Source organism: Populibacterium corticicola (assembly GCF_042683685.1).
Lineage (GTDB): Bacteria > Actinomycetota > Actinomycetes > Actinomycetales > Cellulomonadaceae > Timonella > Timonella corticicola.
In genome coordinates this window covers 426,707-449,944 of record NZ_JBHUOP010000004.1, presented here as the reverse complement: position 1 = coordinate 449,944, position 23,238 = coordinate 426,707, and the positions used below count along the sequence as shown (strand labels likewise).

18 protein-coding genes are annotated in these 23,238 nt (G+C 58.9%); 6 read left to right on the top strand and 12 right to left on the bottom strand.

Features of this window, described 5'->3' with window-relative positions; translation table 11 throughout:
• Window positions 1-54: 54 nt before the first annotated feature.
• Window positions 55-501: a type III secretion system chaperone family protein gene (locus tag ACFSYH_RS11505; protein ID WP_377467103.1), complete on the top strand. Its 447-nt coding sequence runs from the start codon at window positions 55-57 to the stop codon at window positions 499-501.
• On the top strand, window positions 498-1,091 hold the full coding sequence (locus ACFSYH_RS11500; protein WP_377467102.1) for a YbjN domain-containing protein: 594 nt from the start codon (window positions 498-500) through the stop codon (window positions 1,089-1,091). The genes ACFSYH_RS11505 and ACFSYH_RS11500 overlap by 4 nt, the downstream gene beginning before the upstream one ends.
• A 166-nt stretch (window positions 1,092-1,257) precedes the next feature.
• On the opposite strand, the gene ACFSYH_RS11495 is transcribed toward ACFSYH_RS11500, so the two are convergent.
• Window positions 1,258-1,869: a Fic family protein gene (locus tag ACFSYH_RS11495; RefSeq protein ID WP_377467101.1), complete on the bottom strand. Its 612-nt coding sequence runs from the start codon at window positions 1,867-1,869 to the stop codon at window positions 1,258-1,260.
• A gap of 221 nt (window positions 1,870-2,090) precedes the next feature.
• On the opposite strand from ACFSYH_RS11495, the gene ACFSYH_RS11490 reads away from it, so the two are divergent.
• Together ACFSYH_RS11490 and ACFSYH_RS11485 are read left to right on the top strand one after the other, a co-directional pair.
• Complete coding sequence (locus ACFSYH_RS11490) at window positions 2,091-3,302, top strand: MFS transporter (RefSeq protein WP_377467100.1); 1,212 nt, start codon at window positions 2,091-2,093, stop codon at window positions 3,300-3,302.
• Window positions 3,302-3,985, top strand: a complete 684-nt coding sequence (locus tag ACFSYH_RS11485) for a MerR family transcriptional regulator (protein ID WP_377467099.1) — start codon at window positions 3,302-3,304, stop codon at window positions 3,983-3,985. The genes ACFSYH_RS11490 and ACFSYH_RS11485 overlap by 1 nt, the downstream gene beginning before the upstream one ends.
• Here ACFSYH_RS11485 and ACFSYH_RS11480 read toward each other — a convergent pair whose 3' ends face one another.
• From ACFSYH_RS11480 to ACFSYH_RS11450, 7 genes are all read right to left on the bottom strand, one after another.
• Entirely contained in the window at window positions 3,986-4,642 is a 657-nt protein-coding gene (locus ACFSYH_RS11480) for a hypothetical protein (RefSeq protein WP_377467098.1), read from the bottom strand.
• A complete protein-coding gene (locus ACFSYH_RS11475) occupies window positions 4,642-6,120 on the bottom strand; it encodes a hypothetical protein (protein ID WP_377467097.1) in 1,479 nt (492 codons plus the stop codon). Before ACFSYH_RS11475 ends, ACFSYH_RS11480 begins: the two co-directional genes overlap by 1 nt.
• Before the next feature lie 226 nt (window positions 6,121-6,346).
• On the bottom strand, window positions 6,347-8,047 hold the full coding sequence (gene miaB / locus ACFSYH_RS11470; RefSeq protein WP_377467096.1) for a tRNA (N6-isopentenyl adenosine(37)-C2)-methylthiotransferase MiaB: 1,701 nt from the start codon (window positions 8,045-8,047) through the stop codon (window positions 6,347-6,349).
• Window positions 8,048-8,186: 139 nt separating this feature from the next.
• Window positions 8,187-9,620, bottom strand: a complete 1,434-nt coding sequence (locus ACFSYH_RS11465) for an Rnase Y domain-containing protein (protein ID WP_377467094.1) — start codon at window positions 9,618-9,620, stop codon at window positions 8,187-8,189.
• Between the two features lie 116 nt (window positions 9,621-9,736).
• Entirely contained in the window at window positions 9,737-10,270 is a 534-nt protein-coding gene (locus ACFSYH_RS11460) for a regulatory protein RecX (protein ID WP_377467093.1), read from the bottom strand.
• 9 nt (window positions 10,271-10,279) lie between these two features.
• A complete protein-coding gene (gene recA / locus ACFSYH_RS11455; protein WP_377467092.1) occupies window positions 10,280-11,398 on the bottom strand; it encodes a recombinase RecA in 1,119 nt (372 codons plus the stop codon).
• Window positions 11,399-11,669: 271 nt separating this feature from the next.
• On the bottom strand, window positions 11,670-11,906 hold the full coding sequence (locus ACFSYH_RS11450) for a DUF3046 domain-containing protein (protein WP_377467090.1): 237 nt from the start codon (window positions 11,904-11,906) through the stop codon (window positions 11,670-11,672).
• 159 nt (window positions 11,907-12,065) lie between these two features.
• On the opposite strand from ACFSYH_RS11450, the gene ACFSYH_RS11445 reads away from it, so the two are divergent.
• Together ACFSYH_RS11445 and ACFSYH_RS11440 are read left to right on the top strand one after the other, a co-directional pair.
• Complete coding sequence (locus ACFSYH_RS11445) at window positions 12,066-17,234, top strand: DEAD/DEAH box helicase (protein WP_449301329.1); 5,169 nt, start codon at window positions 12,066-12,068, stop codon at window positions 17,232-17,234.
• Window positions 17,227-18,177, top strand: a complete 951-nt coding sequence (locus ACFSYH_RS11440) for a DNA-formamidopyrimidine glycosylase family protein (RefSeq protein WP_377467088.1) — start codon at window positions 17,227-17,229, stop codon at window positions 18,175-18,177. The genes ACFSYH_RS11445 and ACFSYH_RS11440 overlap by 8 nt, the downstream gene beginning before the upstream one ends.
• 148 nt (window positions 18,178-18,325) lie before the next feature.
• Here the strand turns inward: ACFSYH_RS11440 and ACFSYH_RS11435 are convergent, their stop codons facing one another.
• The 4 genes from ACFSYH_RS11435 to ACFSYH_RS11420 all read right to left on the bottom strand — a co-directional run bounded on the left by ACFSYH_RS11435 (window position 18,326) and on the right by ACFSYH_RS11420 (window position 23,179).
• The gene (locus tag ACFSYH_RS11435) at window positions 18,326-18,628 is read right to left on the bottom strand and encodes a helix-turn-helix domain-containing protein (RefSeq protein WP_377467086.1); all 303 of its coding nucleotides are present in this window, start codon (window positions 18,626-18,628) and stop codon (window positions 18,326-18,328) included.
• Between the two features lie 277 nt (window positions 18,629-18,905).
• On the bottom strand, window positions 18,906-19,508 hold the full coding sequence (locus ACFSYH_RS11430) for a CinA family protein (protein WP_377467085.1): 603 nt from the start codon (window positions 19,506-19,508) through the stop codon (window positions 18,906-18,908).
• Window positions 19,509-19,515: 7 nt separating this feature from the next.
• A complete protein-coding gene (gene pgsA, locus ACFSYH_RS11425) occupies window positions 19,516-20,121 on the bottom strand; it encodes a CDP-diacylglycerol--glycerol-3-phosphate 3-phosphatidyltransferase (protein ID WP_377467084.1) in 606 nt (201 codons plus the stop codon).
• 118 nt (window positions 20,122-20,239) lie between these two features.
• Entirely contained in the window at window positions 20,240-23,179 is a 2,940-nt protein-coding gene (locus ACFSYH_RS11420) for an FtsK/SpoIIIE family DNA translocase (protein ID WP_377467083.1), read from the bottom strand.
• Between the last annotated feature and the right edge of the window lie 59 nt (window positions 23,180-23,238).

Here is a 23,238-nt window from a genome sequence, read left to right as displayed (position 1 = left end):
GGGTTCAACCAAGACACGTGTCAGTGAGATGGGTGTGCTTGAGAAGGGGGACGGATGACAGACACAGATATTCCACGTCAGCTCACAACGCAGAGGATCATCGACTGCCTGAGAGACAACGACCTTCAATTCTTTGTAGACTCCCACGGCGAAGTCGGCACGATCAGTGCAAGCCGCACCTACCAGTTCCTCCTGCTCGGTGAAAACCGCGAAATCCTCATCGTACGCGGTCACTGGAACCGTGCCGCCACAATTGAGCGCGCCAACGAGATCCTAGAAGTCTGTAATAAATGGAACACCGCGATGCTGTGGCCCAAAGCCTACTATCGCGTGCGGGACGACGGCGAGATCCACGTGTTCACCGAAGTCTCCTACGATGGCGAGTTCGGTGTCACAGACACACAGATCACCTCACTGCTCAACTGTGGGGTGCAGACTGGCGCCCAGTTCTTCAACGAACTCGACACCCTCTACCCCGACCCTGCGATGGTGAAACCATGAGTTTGCGTGACTGGCTGTCCAAAGCAACCAATAAGCAACAGGCATCTCCCGAACAGCCCTCAGACTCCGAGACCGCGCCTGAGGATGTTTCCGTTGACACGTTCGCGGTGAAGTCCAAAACGATTGACCCTGCACACTTTGGCGAAGAACCCATTTTCGAGTTCAGCCGCAGCCGGGTCGTCTCCTACCTTGCCGACGAAGGCTACAAGTTCTCGTTCGACGATGACGGCGACATCGTAGGGGTATGGGACGGTAGCCCATTCTGGTTCCTGTTCATGGGGCCAGAAGGCGGATTCTTCCAGGTGCGTGGACGATGGCACCGTTCCGTCGGACACGCCAACCGTACCCTGGCGTTGCAATCGGTAAACGACTGGAACCGGGACCGAATCTGGCCCAAGGGCTTCGTCCGCGAGGAACCCGATGGAACCGCCAACTCGATCTACGGCGAATCCACGTTCGACTTCACCGATGGCGTCACGGACAAGCAACTGCACTATGCAATCAACTACGCGCTCCAGTGCACCCTCCAGATGTTCGAGCACATGGGCACGCTGATCGCCCCGGAGACCGGCGAAGCACCCGAAGACTAGACAGCCTGCCTAGCCCGTCAGTTTGGCCCACCGTTGCCCGTCAACTGAACGAAATCTTTAAACCGGTCAAAGTAGTTGTCCTGAAACGACCTAACCGTCTCCCGCAGGAACCAAGGCTCATTGTCATACTCGCTAAGACCCCGATAGTAGAAGGCATTACGCTCATCTAACACCACAAACGGCATGTTCCCGTAGGCCACAAGCACTGCTCGAACAAGATCAAGCGCCCTATTTGTCCGTTGCCGTCCTGGAATGGGTGTATCTGTTCGAACCGCACATGGAAGTCACACACGTCACCAAAGGTCATCTCGGCGGGCGTACCCGTAACAAGAGAATTAATCTCCTGCTGCACTTCGGACGGCGGCGTAGTCGCAATGCCGCCCACCTCGTTTACTAGCTTCTTCCAATCGCCAACCGCGAACCAATCCTTTTCTGCATCCTGAGTGCCAGATTTGAGGATGCGGTGGTACTCCTTGATCGATTCGGCGGTATTGGGCTCCCCAACTCGATCAAGCATGACGTCAAAGGCACGGAAATGATTACTAGTTTCGACAACATCGTTGAGGGGTGCTTCGCCCAGAACCGTCCGCCTCTCGTACAGGTACCAGGTTTGTTCGACACTTAGCGCGCTGCCTTCAATCCGGTTGGAGTTATAGGCCATCGCGATCTGCGTCAGGTGATAGATTCCACCCTTGAGCTGCATCTCGCGCTGTTCTCGCAAAATCCGCGCGAACGCTCCTGCCGCTAAAGGATACTCTTCCGCCACTTCGTGCCTCACCGTCCGCTCTATACCTACCGGTAACCTACCTAATCGGATATAGGAGTGGTGCCTGCCTGCGCACAGTACGCGACCGGCGAGTTGTTTGAGCATTGGGTCGTGCCTCGAAGGTTCACACTCCAGACAAATTTCGCGGAGTTTTGTCCGCAGGCACTAAGGTGACGCAGACCCCAATCAGCCAAACTTGACTATGACGCAACGTCATAGTTTTTGCTTGAAGCATGCTACGAATTATCTTCTTCTACTTGGCTTCTTTTGGCTCATCCCTACTTGGCAACTCAATCACCGCCATCGCCCTGCCGCTACTAGTGCTCATGACTACTGGCAGCCCGCTCGGAGCCGGAGCAGTCGCGATTGCCGCCGCAGTTCCGTCTGCTATTGCCGGACTCTTGATGGGCAGCGTCATCGACCGCATCAACCGGCGCACAGCGGCGATACTATCGGACGTGATCTCAGCGGTAGCGGTCCTGATCCTGCCGATCATCGACCTCACCATCGGGCTGAATCTGGGCTGGTTCATCGCTGTCGCGATTCTCAACTCATTTGGTGACGTTCCAGGAATTACCGCACGTGAATCGATGCTTCCTGCAATAGCCAAGGCTGCAAGGATGGATCCGTCACGCGTCATCGGTCTTCGCGAGTCGGTCGGCGGAGTATCACTACTGGTCGGCCCCGCAGTTGCTGGCCTACTCGTCGCAACGTTGGCACCCGTGACGGTGCTATGGGTTACTTCCGGGATCGCAGGACTTGCTGCCCTGCTCACCTTTGGCATCCCCCGCCGCGCATCAGTAATGCCGAGCGAACCCGATGACCCGACCACCACCAAACAATCCGGATCGTTCTTGGCTGGCTTGGCCATCATCTTCCGCACGCCGGTCTTGCGCGCAATGGTTTTCCTGAGCCTAGCATCAGCAGTAGCACTTGCCGCTACCCAAGGAATGGTGATTCCCGTTCACTTTGCATTCCAAGACCAAGCGCAGTTCGTTGGGTTTGTACTCAGCGCCCTAGCAGTTGGACTGCTGATAGGTGGCGGACTGTTCGCTACCCTCGGCGAGAAGATATCCCGACGCGTGTGGCTGGCTAGCGGCCTAGTCGTTTTGACCCTCGGATTCATCACCATCGGAATCCTGGGCCCAGTGTGGTCGATCTTCCTAGGTGCAGCGATTGTGGGACTCGGCGGCGGTTGCATGAACTCTGTCGCTGGCCTAACCTTTGTCGAGAATGTCGCCGATTCACAACGCGGAAAAGTCCTTGGAGCTCAGAACGCGTTGATGACCCTAGTGCCAGCCTTGGGAGTCGGAGGTGCTGCCCTACTTATCGAACTCGGTTCCCTCAGATTCACCATGGCAGTCATGACACTACTCTGGGTTGTGGCAGCAGTCGCATCGATGCTCAGCCTTGGCGTTCGACAAATTGGCCGGAAAGAAGAATGATGCGTAGTGCAGAGATCGCCGAGATCGCCGGCGTAACAGTTCGAACCATACGCCACTACCACCAGATCGGCATTCTTCCCGAGCCTCCAAGACTTGCCAACGGCTACCGCAATTACACTGCGGATCACCTCGTAACCCTGTTAAGAATCACCAAACTTACAGACTCCGGGTTATCTCTGGCACAAGCAGGGACCTTAGCCGCCGGCTCAGCCGAATCCATCGACACCGTGCTCATTGAGGTAGATCGCACGTTGAAAGAACAGATTGCGGTGCTAACAAAACAACGGGAACTCCTAGCCCAAGCACGCACGAGCGGTCATGTCGGGCTTTCAAAGGTTGCCGCAGCACTCAGCGTCAGCTCCGCAGATATTCCGTCAGCTGTGCTGCTTGCTCATCTCTACAACGATGCCCCGCAGCTGGACACATTCGCTGAAGCGCTGATGGAACCCAACCTGCGTGCTGCCCTGCTTCAGATGCAAGAACGCTTCGATACCCTCGATGAATCATCAACTGACGAGGAACTCGAGGAACTGACCACCGCGCTGCGCTCAATCATTCCGAAGGTCAGTGACGAGATTCCACCGCTCACAAACGAACAAAGCCAACTTGTGTTAGAAGTCGCAGAACGCGGGCTCAATGATCGACAAAAAGAGTTCTTACGCCTTCACCCCCCAGAACTCTGACTAAAAATCCCACTCGTGATCAGGATTAGAAAGCGCAGCCGCTGTTTCTTCGACGGTACGCAAATCCTTGAATGGAGACGAAGTAGCCAATTTGACTACCGATTCCAAGCCTGCTGCTAACGCTGCCATGTTGTTTGTGTCAAGCGCACCATCAACAACTGCGAACAACCGAGTGAAGTTCTCTGCGCGCTCGTCAAAAGAACGGTTTAGGTACTCCTGCAGCAACTCCTGCTGAGCTCTGACCTTCGCTATTGCAATGTCTCGCTCGGCTGCGATACCGATACGTTTTGTGACCTGTGCTTCCTCAAATTTGCGGACCTCGCCGGCCATCTTTACCAAACCTAGGACGGCTTCGGTCACCTGCTGAGGGCTAAGAATCGAGTCAGATGCCAAGCCCTCTACCCTGTCTTGAGCATATGCGGCAAATGTGTCACCGTCCTCGTACCAGCCATCGTCTTCCTCGAACAGGTGTGCGTCCGGAAGGTCCGATTCAGTGGACTCGCTAGCAGGTGTATGGCGTCCCTGTTCGGTTTGCGAATGGCTCGGCGAATCACTGTTTAACCGCGTCTCAACCTGCTCCTTCACCCACTCAATTCCCTGGTCCCCAAACTCTTTGTATAGAGTGGCGACAACGTGCTTGTAATTGACTTTCACCACTAGACCTCCGTGTTCAGTACTTTTTTAACCCGTGTCGTAATAGTCAGACTCTCATCAGTGAGTTCGCCGTCGTCCCCCAGCAACGGAACCTGCGCAAGTTCTACCATCGTCTTAACCAAAAGCCCGCACTTGTTGAACAACGCTGCGTGCTGTGATTCTGCAGGATCGAATGTTGGAACCACTGCTTCAAGTTGCGTAAGCAGAGGGACCAAGCGTTCACGCAGGTCCTGCGTGACACTGGTCAGTTCGTCAACACGGCTGAGTATCCCATCCATCACCAGCCACGCGTTCTCTAGGCTAGCGACTGCCAGTGCGACCTCTTTCTGATAGGTTTTCGCCTCGGTGAGTTTCTTCGCATAGTGGGTCGAAACCAAAATACCCGTGGCCAGAAGCGTGACGCCGGCAGTAGCACCCACAGTAACTCCGACAAGGACCGCGCTACCTGCTGCCATTCCCCCGCCGCCAGCCGCAAGACTTCCTCCACCAAGCCAAGCAAGGACAGCATTGGAATACGCGGCACCAGCGAGTCCGGAAATTGCAGTTCCAGTCGACGCGGTGGCAAATGCTCCGACAGCGCCTGTAACCAGAGCAGGAGTTCCCAACACCGCTGCCAAGCCAAGCGCACCCGTCGCTGCTGTGTTCCTTAAACTCTCGGTAACTGTCATATCGAGAGTACCCATCGACTCGAGCGTCTGGGTGTCAATACCAATCCCGTCAAGGAGTTCGTATTCTTTGACCCGATTGTTCTGCTTGAGTGCTTCCAAAATTCTTAAGAATCTACCGAGCGTTTCGTGCAGAGCGTCCAACCGGAGCGCACCAAACTCCTCGATGTGAGCATACAGTTCCACCCGGTGCTGCTCGGTCAGGAGTTCGGCCGCAGTCAGGTATTCTTCGCTCACCTGCTTGATGTCTGCGGCTTCCCGGCGGTTCTGGATACCTTGAATACCAGAAGCTGTTTTCCCGACCTTCGCGAGAGTCTTACCACTAGACCGGAAGGCATCAGCATCGACCGATCTGGCGGCATCTTTAGTCTTCCGTGCGGCGCGACCTGCTGTCCCTAAATAGTCAAAACCGGCAATCTTTTTGCCGGTTTCTGCTGCTGCACTGCGGACCGAAGTCGCAGCATCGGCCACATCGTCTTTGCCGATTGCGGTAACTTTCTTCCACGCCTTACCTACATGCCCCATTGCCTGCTTCGCAGCTAGGCTCACGTCATCTAGACCCAGTTTTCCGTCGCCGCTTAGGTCGAGCCGATTTGGGATAGCCCGCGTTTCTGCCCACAATTTCGTTGAAAGTTTCTCACGGTCGAGACCATCGGCTGAGGCCTTCTCAGCCGCGTACTGCTCGACTGTAAAGTCTGGGAAGTCACGCTCTAGTAAAACATCGAACTCGGCTTGAGCAACTGCGAATCTGTCGGCAGGTGATATTTCCGGCAACGATTCTCGAGTTTCGACAGCCCCGTCATTATCAACAGTCATGACATACTCCGTTAATTGGTGAATGCGTGCGAACCACTTCATCGCTGCACGATGATCAGATTCTCCCACGTTGCACCATATATCGACGGAAATCTCGTATCACTAAATCTCGTGTCTGAGGCCGCACCAGAACACGACAAGACCGCATGACCTCTTGTGCATCACATGCTTGGGATCTGCCCCACTGAGTTGAACAGAGAGATAGGATTCGAAACTGTGCTTTGTGTCAGTTGGAGCGGATGGTCGGGATACCAAGCATGACGCCACCACCGGGTGCGGTCGGCTGGGAGGGGCCGTGGGAGTGTTCCTCCGCGAGGATACCCAACTTGGTTTTCTCGCGCTTCGCCCACGCATCGCCTGCTCGCGTGCGTCGCACCGAGTACGGCCCGCCCTCAGCAAGAGTCGAATCGGCGACAAGGTGATACGGCGCACCCTTCGTGACCTGAGCCGTCACCACATCACCCGGACGTGGCAGATCAACTGGAATGTCGTCGGCAAGCCGCGGGTCGCCTGGCATAACATCACCGGTCTCCACGAGGTTCGCAACATGCTGCGGCACCGCGATGTGTACCAGGCGGTTGTCTTCGGCGCGGCCTGTGAGACGTCGAGTCTCCTCGCCCTTACGGCCAGCACCCTCGGTGATCAGAACATTCACGGTTGTGCCCACAAGCTTCTCGCTCTCCTGGGCGCTGACACGGTCCTGAAGTTCCATCAGGCGCTCATAGCGTTCCTGAACAACCTTCTTTGGCAGTTGATCCGGCAGATCGGCGGCGGGAGTCCCAGGCCGCGGCGAATACTGGAACGTGAACGCAGACGAGAAGCGTGAGGCTTCCACCACGCGCAAGGTCTCTTCAAAGTCCTCATCGGTCTCGCCCGGGAAACCGACGATGATATCTGTGGTGATTGAGGCATGCGGCATCTTGTCGCGCACACGGTCCAAGATTCCAAGGAATTTCGTGGAACGGTAGGAGCGACGCATGGCCCGCAAGATCCGGTCCGACCCGGACTGCAATGGCATGTGCAGTTGCGGCATGACGTTCGCAGTCTCGGCCATAGCGTCGATCACGTCATCGGTGAAGGCTGCAGGGTGCGGCGAGGTAAAGCGCACGCGCTCCAAGCCCTCGATCTCACCGCAGGCGCGCAGCAACTTCGCAAATGCGCCACGGTCACCGAACTCCACGCCATACGAGTTCACGTTCTGGCCAAGCAGCGTGATCTCAATTGCGCCCTGAGCCACCAGAGCCTCAATTTCCGCGAGCACCTGGCCAGGACGACGGTCGCGTTCCTTACCGCGCAGATGCGGCACGATGCAGAACGTACAGGTGTTGTTGCACCCCACCGAGATCGAGACCCAACCAGCGAAGACCGATTCACGCTTCGTGGGCAGGGTCGAGGGAAACACCTGAAGCGATTCAGCAATCTCGACCTGAGCGGCCTCGTTGTGGCGAGCGCGCTCAAGCAGCACCGGCAGCACGTCTAGGTTGTGCGTACCAAACACCACGTCCACCCATGGAGCCCGCTCCACAATCGTATTGCGGTCCTTCTGGGCGAGGCAGCCACCCACCGCGATCTGCATGCCCGGACGCCTATTCTTGATGGCCGCGAGTTGTCCGAGGTTTCCATACAGTTTGTTGGCCGCGTTCTCACGAACCGCGCAGGTGTTGATGACAATCACGTCAAACTCGTTGCGAGCTTCCTCGTCCAAGGACGCCTTGCGGTAGCCGGATTGTTCGAGCATCCCGGCCATGTGCTCTGAGTCGTGCACGTTCATCTGGCAGCCAAGTGTCTTGACCACATAGGTACGCTCGCTGTGGGATGCATCAGGCAGCGTGTCGATCTGAGTGTTGGACAGGTCGAGCGGCGTGATTCCGGGGGCGTCCAGCGCGACGGCTCCCGGTAGGTGGGGGAAAGGAAGTTTCTCAGACATCATCTTCAGAATACGTGGTTGGGTGTTCTTTCACGCAATCCATAGGCGGCTAGATCGGTCACATCGAGCGGGCATGAACTCCGATACCGTTCGAGTGCCTGCCTGATCTTCGGAGTGGATCCGGTGTCCCTCAATGCGATCAGCCGATAGTGGTGCTTGAGCGCCGCTCACGGATGACCGTGATTACCATCTCACCGGGGATGATCACCGCACTCTCAAGGTGCGCTGCGAGTTTGTCCGTGAACGCGTCAAGCTCGTTGTCCGCAATCTGGTCTGGTGCAACGACTACTCGAATCTGGTGACCAGCCGAGAGAACCATCGCGGCGACAACACCAGGCAGGGAAAGAACCTCGGACTCGATGTGTTCCATCCGCGAGATGTAGTTGGCTGCATCGTCATTGCGTGCACCGGGGCGTGCCGCCGAGATTGAGTCCGCGATCTGCACGAGGACAGCCTCCATGGTGGCCGGTTCGCCATCACCGTGGTGCGCAGCGATAGCATTCACCACTTCGGGGGATTCACCGTGCTCCTGAGCGAGTTTTGCACCAAGGGCGGCGTGGCTCCCGCGCTGCGCTGGGGTCAGGATCTTGCCTATGTCATGCAATAGACCCGCGCGTCGTGCCAGCACGGAATCGAGCCCTAACTCGTCAGCGATCATTCCGGCGATGTGAGCAGTCTCGATTGAGTGGTCAAGAACGTTTTGTGTGTAGGAACTACGGAACCGCAACCTACCGAGCAGATGCACCAGATCAGGTGAAATGGCACCCACGCCAACGCTCTCCAACGCCGCATAACCTGCGTCCTTGGACCGGGAGGACAGCGACTGGCGGGCACGGGCGACTTCGGCTTCGATTCGCGCCGGCGTTACGGTGCCTGTGCGCAGTAGTTCCTTCAGCGCAGTGATCGCGACATCGCGCCGCTCCCCGTCAAAAGATGAAACCTTGACCGTACGCGATGAGTCCTCAATGATCAGATCGACACCCGCTACCGCCTCAAACGTGCGGATGTTTCGTCCCTCTTTACCGATGATCCGGCCTTTGAGGTCTTCGGACTCAAGTTCGAACACGTCGATGGCGAATTCGGAACTCGTGGGAACTGACAGGCGAGCGAGCGCGTCGACCACGATGCGCTTGGCGATTGCATCCGACTCACGTTCCACACGTGCTGCCGTTCGCACTACAGCATTGTGAACCTCTTCCGCCTCCTGAGCCTCAAGACGTTCCAGGAGAAGCTGCCGTGCCTTCTCCTTGGTCAGTTGTGCAACGTGAGCGAGTTCCGCCTCAACGAGTTCTGCTTTTCGCCGAACGTTCTCAAGGGCGTGTGCGGCGTTGGCCTCACGCTCCGTAACCACCACAAGTCGTGAGTCGAGTGCGTCTTCACGGGTTTCGAGTGCATGGTTCTTGCGAGCGATTTCTTCTCGTTGGAGGTCGATTTCCGCGCTGACGCGTTGGGCTTCGTTTTGAGCCTGCTCACGGATGATTCGGGCGTCACGGCGTGCGGCCAATACGAGCAGCAGCGCGATGAGTGCGATGAAGAGTGTCGCGGCTATGAAGCCCGATTCCTCTAACTGCATGGCTTGTTGCCTTCCGCGCCGCGTGTGGGTTCTACTTCCACAAATCTACACGCATGATTAGTCTGGATGGTTCCACGGCGCACTCATGACTCCATCACACGCGATGCCGCCTTACGTCAGTCGTGGGTCTCTTCCTGAGCAAGAGCTTCCCGGATGCACGACATAGCGAGCGATTGAGAATATCCTTTACGGGCCAGATGTCCGAGCGCTCTGCGGATACGTGCTGCCTGATCGACGCTGTGGTCTCGAGCGAGCCGTTTACGCGCTAAATCGAGGACTACCGTGCGTTCATCTTCAGGCTGGATGTGATCAAGCGCAGCAATAATCGCGTGCTCCTCAAATCCTTTGCGCCTCAGTTCCTCCGAAATCGCATAGCGCGAGCGGCCTCGCTCCGCGAAACGAGTACGCGCGATCATCTCTGCTGTCTCGAACTCGTTGATAAGCCCAACGCCTTCGAGCCGCTCCACGAGTTCCCGACATATCCCCTCCTCGTGGCCTTTGTCCACGAGACGCGCTATCAGGTCGACTTTGCTCCGGCCAGCGGACGCGAGAATACGCATTGCGGTCTCTCGCGCCCGCTCAAGGTCATCATTGAGCCGCATCCTGCTTTCTTCGGGGATTACGGACTCGTCGTATTCGATGAATACCACGGTCGATGCCTACTTCTTAACGGTCTTGGCCGGTACCTTCTCTGCCGCTGGAGCCTTCGCGGTCTTTGCCGCAGGTTTCTCGGCGGATGCGGCATCTGACGCCGCAGGCGCTACCTCAGCGCCTCCCTCGACTTCAATGATGCCGAGCTTCTCCTTCAACAGGCGCTCAATCTCGTTGGCGAGTTCTGGGTTGTCGCGCAGGAACTTACGAGCGTTCTCCTTGCCCTGACCGAGTTGATCACCTTCATAGGTGTACCAGGAGCCGGACTTACGTACGAGACCGTGATCGACACCCATATCGATGAGACCACCCTCGCGAGAGATACCGATTCCGTAGAGGATGTCGAACTCAGCCTGCTTGAACGGAGGCGCCATCTTGTTCTTGACGACCTTGACGCGGGTACGGTTACCGACGGGTTCGGAGCCTTCTTTAAGGGTTTCAATGCGACGGATGTCAAGACGTACCGAGGCATAGAACTTGAGTGCTTTACCACCGGTTGTAGTTTCAGGCGATCCAAACATGACGCCGATCTTCTCGCGCAACTGGTTGATGAAGATCGCGGTCGTACCTGTTGATGACAGTGCACCGGTGATCTTACGCAGCGCCTGCGACATGAGGCGCGCTTGAAGGCCAACGTGCGAGTCACCCATCTCACCCTGGATTTCTGCCTTCGGGGTCAGCGCTGCCACGGAGTCGATGACGATGATGTCGATTGCTCCGGAGCGCACGAGCATGTCCGCGATTTCGAGTGCCTGCTCACCGGTGTCTGGCTGCGATACGAGCAGAGCATCGGTGTCCACGCCGAGCTTCTTGGCATATTCGGGGTCCAGTGCGTGTTCCGCGTCGACGAACGCTGCAATTCCGCCGTTCTTCTGCGCGTTTGCGACCGCGTGCAGAGCGATTGTGGTCTTACCCGAGGATTCCGGCCCATAGACCTCAACAACACGACCGCGCGGGAATCCACCAATTCCAAGCGCAACGTCCAGCGCTGTCGAACCGGTTGGGATGACCTCCACCTTTGGACGATTGTCATCACCGAGACGCATGATCGAGCCCTTACCGAACTGACGATCAATTTGGCCGAGCGCTGCTTCGAGCGCTTTTTCACGATCTGCCGAGAGTGCCATGGTTTCCCTTGAAGTTTTTAGAGCCGGTTGTGGCTCGCTGCTAATTCCTCGTACACACTATGCGCACCCACTGACATTCGTTGTCACAACGATGATTGGTCGGTCACATACGGGGATAGAGTGCAATGTTTGAGTCTGTGGAAACAGCATATACGAACAAGTGTTCGAATATCTGTTTGGCGGAGTTCTACCGCGTGTCATCCACGCCACGGATCGCTCCACGCGCTGCGGTTGGACAACACGTTTCACAGTCCGATCCGCGCGCTTATCTCTACCGCGCCCGAGGTGGTGCCTGGCGATACTTGTCGATCCCCCACCGTTTGGCATCGGGCACATCCAGCGCATCGCACAGTGCATGCCAGACCACGCGTGGGTCAACACCGTCATCGATGGCCTGCGCGGCGGTTCGATTGTCCAACTCGGTCAGGTACTGGTCTCCAGCGAGGGTTCTGCCGTACTGCGCGCCGAACACCTCATCAACCAGTTGCCAGAATTCTCGATTTCGCACGTTCTAAGGGTGTCATATTTGCGCCGTTACGGACAAAGTAGTGCAGTGGAGCGTAGGGGTCTCGCGAAGCAGAGCCCTGCCGGAAGGTGACACACGAAAGTTCGTAACAAACGAGCCCAAGTTTCGCATGTGTCAGAGGGTCAGGACACAATGGAAGACGTGAATCACAGCGCACCATCGCAGTCCATCTCAGCGGAGTCCCACGATAACCCGCTACGGTTCTTCTCACAGCCGACCCGTGACTGGTTCTCAGGCGCTTTTGAACGCCCAACTGCTGCTCAGGCGGGTGCATGGAAGGCGATTGACGCAGGTCAACATGCGGTCATTGTGGCGCCGACTGGTTCGGGTAAGACTTTGGCGGCTTTTTTGTGGGCGATTGATCAGCTTGCGCAGTCTCCTCTTGATCTGGACGACCCAACGCAACGCTGCAAGATCCTCTATGTGTCCCCGCTGAAGGCTCTGGCTGCGGACGTGGAACGGAACCTTCGCTCGCCGTTACGCGGCATTGAGCAGGCGAGTATGCGGTTGGGTGAGATGCCTCGCGAGATCGTGGTGGGCACGCGCACGGGTGACACACCCCAGTCGGAGCGTCGCAAGTTCGCGAAGACTCCCCCGGATATCTTGATTACAACACCCGAGTCATTGTTCTTGATGCTGACCTCAGGGGCACGCACCGGGTTGAGCGGTATCGAAACGGTGATTATCGACGAGATCCACTATGTCGCTGGCACCAAACGTGGCGCTCATCTCGCGTTGTCACTTGAACGGCTCGATCACTTGTTGCAGCGACCTGCACGCAGGATCGGCCTTTCCGCAACGGTGGAGCCGGTTTCCGCAGTGGCCGAGTATCTGGCTGGTGGCCGCCCGCTTGAGAGGGGCGGCCGACCAGTCACGGTCGTTCGCCCTCGAATCGACAAGACCTTCCAGATTGATGTGTCGGTTCCGCTTCCGGATATGTCTGATCTGTCCTCAGCGCCACTGCCCGCTGGTACGCCGAACCCGGATGCGGACGCTATTTCGATGTCGGCGGGGTCACGCACCTCGATTTGGCCGCACGTTGAAGAAGAGATCGTGGATTTGATCGAGGAGCACACCTCGACCCTCGTGTTCACCAATGCCCGCCGTGGGGCTGAACGGCTCACGGCTCGGCTCAATGAAGCGTGGGCTACCCGCCAGGGTGAGGAAGTTCCGCCGCCCGGCGAGTTGCATGCCGCACAGGTTCAGGCGCAGTCGGGCGCGAGCGCCGGTGTGGAGGCGGCGATTGCGCGGGCGCATCACGGTTCGATGAGTCGCGCGGAACGCACGCGCACTGAAAACGACCTCAAGAACGGCCTACTCCCCGCTGTGGTGTCCACGTCATCTCTCGAACTCGGTATCGACATGGGTTCGATTGACCTCGTGGTTCAGGTGGGTCCGCCGCCGTCGGTGTCGAGTGGTTTGCAGCGCGTTGGCCGCGCTGGGCACCAGGTGGGTGCTATATCGAAGGGCATCATTTTCCCTCTGCATCGCGGCGAGTTGCCCGCCACGGCGGTTATCGCACAGCGGATGCGCGAGGGTGTCATAGAACCGTTCCATCGGGTGCGTAATCCGTTGGATGTGCTTGCGCAGCAGATCGTCGCGATGCTCGCGATGGATGAGTGGATTGTCGACGATTTGGCTGCATTGATCCGATATGCCGCGCCGTTTGCATCGCTGGGTGAGGCTTCACTGCACGCTGTCCTCGACATGCTCGCCGGGCGTTATCCTTCCGAGGATTTTGGGGAGTTGCGAGCGCGGATAGTGTGGGACCGCACCGCCAACGTGCTCTCGGCGAGGCCCGGTGCACTGCGTCTTGCCACGACATCGGGGGGCACGATTCCGGACCGCGGACTCTACGGTGTTTTCCTTGTGGATGATGCGACTCCAACCGATTTCGCCACCGAGTCTGAGCAGGATGCGCTTGAGATCGATCAGACCTCAGCGGGTAAACGACCCAATGCTCGAACCACACGACTACGCGGCGGTAAACGCGTTGGTGAACTCGACGAGGAGATGGTCTACGAGTCTCGCGTGGGCGATGTGTTCACGCTCGGTTCCTCAACCTGGCGCATCGAGGAGATCACCCCAGATCGAGTGCTTGTCTCCCCCGCGCCGGGGCTGCCCGGGCGTTTGCCATTCTGGAAGGGCGACTCTTTGGGGCGTCCGGTCGAGCTTGGCCGAGCCATCGGCCAGTGGTTGCGCACAACCGTGCATGGTCGCGAGGACGACCCCACATGGCAGGGTTTGGACCAATACGCGCGGGAAAACCTCGCTCGGTATATAGACGAGCAGGTCGAATCGACGGGGGTCCTGCCTAGCGATTCGACCATCGTGGTGGAGCGGTTCAAGGACGAGTTGGGCGATTGGCGGGTTGTCATCCACACCCCGTTCGGCGCTCGGGTTCACGGCCCATGGGCCTTGATCATCGGGGATCGCATCCGCGAACGCTACGGGATCGATGCCTCGGTCATGCACCAGGATGACGGGATCGTGCTGCGCATCCCGACCACCGGCGATCTACTGGATTTTGCTGACCCGTTTGCCGAGGAAGTTGAAGAACCGTCGAACCAGTCGGTCACGGCCCAGGACCTGTTCGTGGAGCCGGACCTCGTTTCTCGTCTGGTTCGAGAGCAGGTCAGTGACTCGTCGCTGTTTGGGGCACGGTTCCGTGAGGCTGCCGCTCGCGCGCTGCTTTTACCCAAGGCCCGGCCCGATAAGCGTCAGCCGTTATGGCAGCAGCGGCAACGCTCAGCGCAGTTGCTCTCGGTCGCAGCCAACTTCCCCGACTTCCCCATCGTGCTTGAGGCAGTGCGCGAGTGTCTGCAAGACGACTTTGATGTTCCTGCTCTCAAGGAACTGATGACGCAGGTCAGCAATAATCAGGTGCGGGTCGTAGAGGTCACCACGCCGACTCCGTCACCGTTCGCGCAATCACTATTGTTTGGTTACACCGCCCAGTATCTGTATGACGGCGACGCCCCGCTTGCGGAACGCCGGGCAGCGGCATTGACACTTGACCCTGCGCTGTTAGCGGAGTTGTTGGGTGCTGAAGGTTCCGGGGATTTGGCCGATCTGCTTGACCCAGAGGCAGTACGTACGACCGCCGCCGAGATTGGCTACCTGACCCCTGGCCGAGCGCCTAAAACCGCTGAGCACGTGTGGGAGTTCCTACTGCGGGCTGGCCCACACACCGAGGAAGATATTGCCCGCCGGATCGCGCTGACGATGCCCGCCGACCTTCCCAACGACACTGAGCCTCACAAAAAGGCCGCACTGCCCAATAGCACTGAGCTTCCTGTCGGCAGCGGAGCCTCCAACGGTGTTGGACCGTCCAGGGACAAAACCCCAACACCGACGCCCGCTTCCGAATCGACCGGGGACTCGGCTGCCAACGTCACCATGCTGGAAACTGAGGATATGCCCGGTGGTGAGGACTCGTCGGCAATTGATACGCAGGTAGCGGACGAGACAGAGCCACAAAGCGGCGATGTCACACGCGCCGAATACGGCGAACGGCAAGCCCGGACGTTCCTGGAGCATTTGGAGCGGACCCGTCGCATCATTCCGGTGCGTTTTGCGGGACTGACCGACAGTCGCGTGCGCTGGGCCGCCATCGAGGATGCCGGCAGGCTGCGCGATGCCCTCGGCGTCGCTCTTCCCGTGGGCGTGCCCGAGGCGTTCACACAGGTCTTGCCCGATCCACTGGGCGATCTCGTGCGCAAGCATGCGCGCACCCACGTGCCGTTCACCGCCGATTCCCTTGCGGCGAGGTTCGGCCTCGGGGTTGCAGTGGTCCAAGACGTGTTGCGCAGGCTCACGGCCTCGGGACATCTGGTTGAGGGACGGCTACTGCCCGACGAACTGGGCGGAACCGGTCATGAGTACTGCGATGCCGATGTGCTGCGAATGCTCCGGCGACGCTCGCTCGCTGCCCTGCGCGCCGAGGTTGAACCGGTAGCGCCACAGACGCTCGGGATTTTTCTGCCAACCTGGCAGAAGACCGGTCAGCTACGTGGTGTCGATGGGCTGTATCAGGCGATTGAGCAGCTCTCAGGTGCGCCACTCCCACTTTCCGCGCTCGAATCCCAGATCCTTCCTGCGCGTGTAACGGGTTATCGCCCCTCCATGCTCGACGAACTCACCACAAGCGGCGAGGTGCTGTGGTTTGGGCACCGGCAGTTGCCGGGGCCAAAGGGTGGCAAAGACGCGATGATTTCCCTGCACCTGTTGGACGGGGCCGAACTGACGCTTCCGAGCGTGACTGCACTGGCCGATCACGATGAACTCTCAGGGTCACTCGTCCACGAGAGTCTGCATGAGTATCTGAGCCGAGGTGGAGCCTACTTCCTTGGGCAGATCTGCGCCGATCTGGGACTCACGCACGCTGCTGCTGCTTCGGCTCTCTGGGATCTCGTGTGGGCGGGGCACGTCACAAACGACAGTTTCACACCGCTGCGCGCGCTTCTCGGCAAGGTGGGCTCAGCACCGTCATCGCGTACACCAACGCGTGCCCGTGGAGCACGCTCCCGGTTTGGTTCGCTTGGGCGTCCCCTCAATGCTCAGCCTGTGCCCAGCGCGGAGCAGTCAGGGCGCTGGTCGGCCTTGCCTCTGCGTGATTCCGATCCAACGAGACGCCTGGCTGCGAGTGCAACCGTGCTCATGGACAGATACGGGGTGGTCACGCGTAATGTCTCGACCGTTGAGGAACTGGAACAGCCTTTTGCGCAGGTCTATCGGGTACTCTCGACCGCCGAGACGCTGGGCAAGGTGCGCCGAGGCTACTTCATAGAAAAGCTCGGGGGCTCGCAGTTTGCCCACGAGGGCGCAGTCGATCTACTCCGCCGAGTCGAGGCCGATATGGAAGCAGCGAACGAGCGCAAGAACTACTCAGCCCAAGTGCTCGCAGCCTGCGACCCTGCAAACCCGTATGGGGCGATGCTGCCGTGGCCTGAACACGATGATCCCGACCTTGGGCACAGGCCGGGAAGGAAGGCTGGGGCAAGTGTGATTCTTGTGAACGGTGGCTTGACGTTCTACGTGGAAAGGGGCGGCAAGACCCTGTTGACCTATAGCGATGATCTTGCACGACTCACCTCGGCGGCTAGTGCGCTTGCCGAGATGATTGATCGAGGCCGGATGCCCAAGATTCATTTCTCCAAGATCAACGCTTTCCCAGCGCTCTCCTACGTTCGCGCAACCAGCGGAACGGCACCGCTCGACGCACTACGGGCAGCAGGTTTCACAGTGACCCCCTCCGGCGTGCGCTATCAGGCACGCCCGCGATCCTATTCGGGAGCCTCACGTGCCTGAAGGAGATACCGTACTCGCGGCAGCAAACAACCTGCATCAACTCTTAGTCGGACAACCCTTGGTCGTGGGCGATCTGAACTGGCCCTCAGCACCCGCCGAAGGGCTTGAAGGTCACACGATTGTTGAGGTGGGGGCTTACGCGAAACACATGCTGATGCGACTCGACGATGACCGTACTCTGCGCACCCACCTACGTATGGATGGTACGTGGCGGATCGTGCGTCCAACCGCCCGAGAGGCTAGGCAAGTCAGCGGGTACGTCCGCGCGGTTCTTGGTACCTCGCAGTGGACGGCGCTTGGGTATCGACTTGGTCTGCTTGATGTGTTTCCCACCGAACGTGAGGCTGAGACGCTCGCACACATGGGACCGGACATCCTTGCCGATTCTTCGGTCCCGACTCCCCTGCTGAAACGGACCGCCGCAGAACCTCAACTGCGTTTGGCCCCACGCTACGCCGACGAAAGGCTACGCGTCCCACCGAGTTCACTCACGGAGCAGGGAGCGCGGGAACTGGCCGCAGGCACGATTCGATATCCGGCGCAGCAGTCCGGTGGCCGCAACGCTGAGGTAACGGACTATGGATGGCGCATAGGGATTGCACGCTTCGCTGAAGTCCCTCCTGAGCGCGGCATCGGGGAAACATTGCTTGACCAAACAGTCGTCTCGGGCATCGGGACGATCCATATGGCTGAAGCACTCTTTGCGATGGGGGTAAATCCTTGGCGTGCTGTTGGTGAGGTCGATGTCCCCCGACTTCTGGCAACTGCTCGCGCCAACATGGTGCGGTCATCGCTGAACTACCCAAAAGGACGAGTGATCCACGTCCACTCACGCGCTGGCCAACAGTGCCATCGGTGCGGTCACATCATCGAGGTAGCGGAGGTTGGCCCTGAGTTGAAGCGTCGGCCAGCGTTCTTCTGCCCACACTGCCAACCCGACTAGCATTTGTTCTCTGCGGCAAGCGGGATCCAGTCCACCCGCAGCGGCTGAGGAACACCCACACGGAACCGCCCAAGCAGCGCGAGGGAGCCGGAACACACCTGGTGTGTTCCGGCTCCCTCGTTGAACTGCTATTTAGGAATGACGGGAACTATAGTGCTGCGGGCACTCGACCGTAGTTCACCATTTCAGCAGGAATAGTGTCTGGAATGTCGAGGCCTTCTGCCACCGCGATGCGGTCGCTGACCTCGCGCAGAATGAGGGACAAAGGCGTGTCAAGCGCCTCGCAAATCGAACCGAGGAGCTCAGATGATGCTTCCTTCTGTCCGCGTTCAACCTCACTCAGGTATCCAAGCGATACTCGAGCTGCAGATGACACCTCACGGAGTGTGCGTCCCTGACGCTGACGTGCCGTGCGAAGTACATCCCCAATTTCTCGACGAAGAACTACCATCCGGCAACCTCCTCTCGTGTCGCCGCAAACCCTTCACGGTGTCCCGCCCCGGCGCGTTTGGCCGATTGGTTTGCGTAAGAATAGGATTCATTTTTTCACGTTGACTCTCACAAGTCACGTTGAATAGCCAGTGTGCGAGACAACCCCAGGGTTTTCGCCCTGCACAACTACCCTCTTGTTCTCACAATCGGCCAGCGTTTGTGACTATTCACTGATTTATAACGGGGAGTATCAACTTTTTGTTCCTTGAGTCCCCTTGACTCAACTATGGGATCGATCACAGAGCATGATCCGTCAATGGGTGCCGCTCAATATCCTGTAAGAGCAGTCCGAGTGCCACCTGTGTCACCGCGCGCCGGATCCCCTCACGGTTGCTCTCATACTTTCCACCGCTCATAAGCCGAACAATGATATCTGGTTCGAGTCGGAGTTCATAGACCTGCGCGCTCACGTCATCTGGGCCTGCAACGCCCACATAGGCCAAGCCCACTGGCTTGCCATCCTGCTCGGTAGGACCCGCAACACCGGTTGTTGCAATGGCACGGTCAGCGCCATACAGCACGCGCGCGCCAGTGCTCATCTGTCGTGCAACCTCAGGGTCGACGGCACCGCACCGTGCCAATAGTTCGGAGTCGACGTGCAACACCGAGCTTTTGGCATCCGTCGCATAGGTCACGGCTGAACCCCGAAATGCGGCTGAGGCTCCGGGAACGCTGACCAGAGAGTCAGCGAGCAGGCCACCTGTCAGTGATTCCGCGCAGGCAAGTGTTTGTCCGCGTTCTATGAGCCGCGCAATAACGAGCGCAGCCGCATGTGCTGGATGCGCATCGAGAAACGCCGTTGTTTCGTCAGAGCTGAGCGCAACGAATGTCCCGGTCACACGAACCTCACTGCCCGATGGTTTGGTCTCGTTTTCCCTGCGAGTACACGCGGTATCCGACAATCAGATATTCGACTCCGGTCACAACGGTCACAACAAGTGCGGCAGCGAGCAAGGCTGCGGCAATCCACCACAGGAAAACCGGCAGCGCGAACAGCGGCAGGATGAACCCACCGAGCGCGAGCATCTGGAGGACGGTCTTGAGCTTTCCACCGCGGGATGCGGGCAGCACGGCGTAGCGGGCAATCACGAGACGCATCAACGTGATGATGAGTTCGCGCCCAAGGATCGTAATGGTGACCCACCACCAGATGTCCCCCAAGATGGACAGGGAGATGAAGGCCGCTCCGGTCAGCGCTTTGTCCGCAATCGGGTCGAGTAGCTTGCCGAGGTCGGTGATGAGTCCACGGGAACGGGCAAGGTGTCCGTCAACTTTGTCTGTGATCGCGGCAACCAGGAAGATGCCACAGGCGACAAGCCGCCACATCACAGATTCTCCGGAGTCCACGAAGAGCGCCCACACGAACAGCGGCACCATTGCGATGCGCGCGAAGGTCAGGATGTTCGCTATGTTCCAGTTCGAGACCTGGGGCTGCACGGACGACTCACTCACGCCGAACTCACCTTTTCATGTTGTACTGCCGGTACCCGCCGCCGGGTTGACGGAGTTCACCCAAAAGGGTGAAACGTGTGCGCCTCGCAAAAGGTGCCACACTAGATTACCGCGATCCTCACCGCAGTGGCCCGGTCCACCCGTCGTCCTCAGTATCAGCGTTGTCATGGTAATCGTGTGCGGTCTGCGGCATATGACCGTCGATCCCATCCGCATATTGGTCTGCTCTACTGCCATCGTGACCTGTTCCAGTGTCACCCGCATCGTTTGCGGGTCCTACGGGGGCAGGTTCACCTCGGAGCAGGGCGAGAACGGAGGGCAGTTCCTCGGGGGTCACAAGCACTTCGCGCGCCTTGGAGCCTTCGGAAGGCCCCACGATTTCACGCGATTCGAGCAGGTCCATGAGGCGTCCAGCCTTTGCGAAGCCGACGCGTAGTTTTCGCTGCAACATCGAGGTGGACCCGAACTGCGAGTTCACCACGAGTTCTGCGGCCTGCAACAGGACTTCGAGGTCGTCTCCGATGTCCTCGTCAACGACCTTCTTCTGCACAGACTGCGCAACGTCTTCCCGATATACGGGTTTCAGTTGGGATTTCACGTGTTCGACAACGGCGTGAATCTCGGATTCATTGACCCAGGCACCCTGAACACGCATCGGCTTCGACGCGCCCATCGGCAGGAACAGTGCGTCACCCTGACCGATGAGCTTTTCTGCACCTGGTTGGTCAAGCACAACGCGAGAGTCCGCGAGCGATGAGGTTGCGAACGCGAGGCGCGATGGCACGTTGGCTTTGATAAGACCAGTGACCACGTCCACGGATGGACGCTGGGTGGCGAGCACCAGGTGGATACCAGCGGCGCGTGCAAGTTGGGTGATGCGTTGAATCGAGGCTTCAACATCACGTGGCGCAACCATCATCAGGTCCGCGAGCTCGTCGACAACTACGAGCAGGTACGGGTAGGTCGCGATCTTGCGTTCCGAACCCGGGAGCGGCTTTACCTTGCCTGCCCGCACCGCGGCGTTGAAGTCGTCGATGTGCTTGTACCCGAACATTGCGAGGTCGTCGTAGCGCGCATCCATCTCGCGTACAACCCATTCGAGCGCTTCGGCGGCCTTCTTCGGGTTCGTGATGATCGGAGTAATCAGGTGTGGGATGCCCTCGTAGATCGTGAGTTCCACGCGCTTCGGGTCAACCAGGATCATGCGGACCTGGTCCGGCGTGGAACGCATCAGAATCGAGGTGATCATCGAGTTCACAAAGCTGGACTTACCAGCACCCGTAGCACCTGCGACAAGAATATGGGGCATCTTGGCAAGGTTAGCCATGACGTAGCCGCCCTCGACGTCCTTGCCCACACCCATGATCATCGGATGGTCGGACTTGCGTGCGGCGCTTGATCGCAGCACGTCGCCGAGCACGACCGTCTCGCGGTCGGCGTTTGGAATCTCGATGCCGATTGCGGACTTACCCGGAATCGGCGAGAGGATTCGCACGTCAGCGGAGGCCACGGCGTACGCGATGTTCTTCGACAGCGCGGTCACACGTTCGACCTTCATACCCGGCCCGACCTCGACCTCGTAGCGGGTCACAGTTGGACCGCGGGTAAAGCCGGTGACGGTCGCATTTACGTTGAACTGGTCGAACACCTCGGTGAGCGCATCGACGACGCGGTCGTTGGCGGCGGAACGGGTCTTGTGTGGTGCTCCGTGTACGAGTACTTCCTCGTCTGGTAGCACATAGACCACGTCGCCCTCAAGCATGGGCTGTTCGCCCTTCGGGACAGGGCGCGTGGGGGGTGCCTCAAGCTCACGTTGCCCGCCTGGACCACGCCCATCGCGTGCCGACGAGCCGGTTGCAGCCGCTGGAGGCTGCGGAACCGGCGCGGTTACGGAAGTGGTCGAGCGCGCGGCACCCACCTGCGCTACGCCAGCGTCGTCAAGGTCGCCATCAGCCTCTGGGACCGGTCCGGGTACGACCATCGTTGGGGCACCCGGCCCGGCTGGGGCTGGGCGGCCATTGGCCGGAACGGCAGGAGCGTCGTCGATATCGAACAGTTCAGGGCTCTGGGCACCGCGGGCAGAACGTCCCGCGCCACGCAGCCGCGGCCGCACCACGGTTTGTTCCTCATCCTCTGGCTTCTCAGCGAGGAAGGCTTTCGTGAATGCCTCGTCTCCCTCATAGTGCTGCAGGGCCGTGTCCTGGGGGGAATTCCGCTTTTCCTTCATGCGTGCGAAGAAGCCCTTGCGGCGCGGTTTGCGTGCCGGAGCAGAAGACTGGGTGCCATCGTGACGGTTGACGCCGGGAGCGAACTCAAGTTCACCGGTATCTGCGCCGGTCTCCTCCTCTGCGACCTCGTACTCGACGGGTTCGCCAAACAGTCGCACCCGAGCAGCGGATACCTTCTCCGGGAGAGAGTTGATCGGCGTGCGAGTGATCACGAGGAAACCGAAGAAGGCAAGAAGCGACAGCACCAGGATAGCGGGCACGGGGGTCAATCCCAGCGCCAATGGATACCCGAGCAGGAACCCGAAAACACCGCCGGCTTCTTGGATTTCATCCAAACCATCGCTCAGCGCAGGGTAGTCAAGGGCGGCGTGTGCGATGCCCGTCAGTGCGAGTAGTTCGCACGTCACTCCCACCACCATCCGGTAGCTGCGATCCACTCTGTGGCGGCGGCGAAGCACGCGAATCGACCACACGAACAGCGCCACGGGCGCGATGATCGAGAGGCGTCCCACCAAGATGGTCGCTGCCACGTGCACCCAGTGTGCTGCGGGAGCGGTGATCCCGAACCATTCGGCCACCACGGACACGATCGACAAGGCGAGCAGCAGAAAACCAAACGCGTCGAGCCAGTGCTCTCGCCTGCGAGCCTGCTGCGCCTCGGATGCCTTGGGGCGCGAGGTGGACGAGCCACTCGGCTTCTTCGTTGGAGTCTTTGCAGAAGACTTCGCTGGAGCTTTGCGAGTTTGGCCCGACCGTGGCGAGGAGTTCGCCGTTCCGCGGCCAGACCCGGAGGACGCCGAGGACTTCGTGGAGTTGGTTCGAGAAGCCATACCCTCAAATTTATCGTTGAAACGCGGATAATCCTTGGATTTCACCGCTGTGATGGGGA

What these genes read in the sequence shown, in the direction of transcription:
- ACFSYH_RS11505 (WP_377467103.1), top strand. Translation starts at nt 55, where the DNA reads ATGACAGACACAGATATTCCACGTCAGCTCACAACGCAGAGGATCATC.
- ACFSYH_RS11500 (WP_377467102.1), top strand. Translation starts at nt 498, where the DNA reads ATGAGTTTGCGTGACTGGCTGTCCAAAGCAACCAATAAGCAACAGGCA.
- ACFSYH_RS11490 (WP_377467100.1), top strand. Translation starts at nt 2,091, where the DNA reads ATGCTACGAATTATCTTCTTCTACTTGGCTTCTTTTGGCTCATCCCTA.
- ACFSYH_RS11485 (WP_377467099.1), top strand. Translation starts at nt 3,302, where the DNA reads ATGCGTAGTGCAGAGATCGCCGAGATCGCCGGCGTAACAGTTCGAACC.
- ACFSYH_RS11475 (WP_377467097.1), bottom strand. Translation starts at nt 6,120, where the DNA reads ATGACTGTTGATAATGACGGGGCTGTCGAAACTCGAGAATCGTTGCCG.
- miaB (WP_377467096.1), bottom strand. Translation starts at nt 8,047, where the DNA reads ATGTCTGAGAAACTTCCTTTCCCCCACCTACCGGGAGCCGTCGCGCTG.
- ACFSYH_RS11465 (WP_377467094.1), bottom strand. Translation starts at nt 9,620, where the DNA reads ATGCAGTTAGAGGAATCGGGCTTCATAGCCGCGACACTCTTCATCGCA.
- recA (WP_377467092.1), bottom strand. Translation starts at nt 11,398, where the DNA reads ATGGCACTCTCGGCAGATCGTGAAAAAGCGCTCGAAGCAGCGCTCGGC.
- ACFSYH_RS11435 (WP_377467086.1), bottom strand. Translation starts at nt 18,628, where the DNA reads ATGGTAGTTCTTCGTCGAGAAATTGGGGATGTACTTCGCACGGCACGT.
- ACFSYH_RS11420 (WP_377467083.1), bottom strand. Translation starts at nt 23,179, where the DNA reads ATGGCTTCTCGAACCAACTCCACGAAGTCCTCGGCGTCCTCCGGGTCT.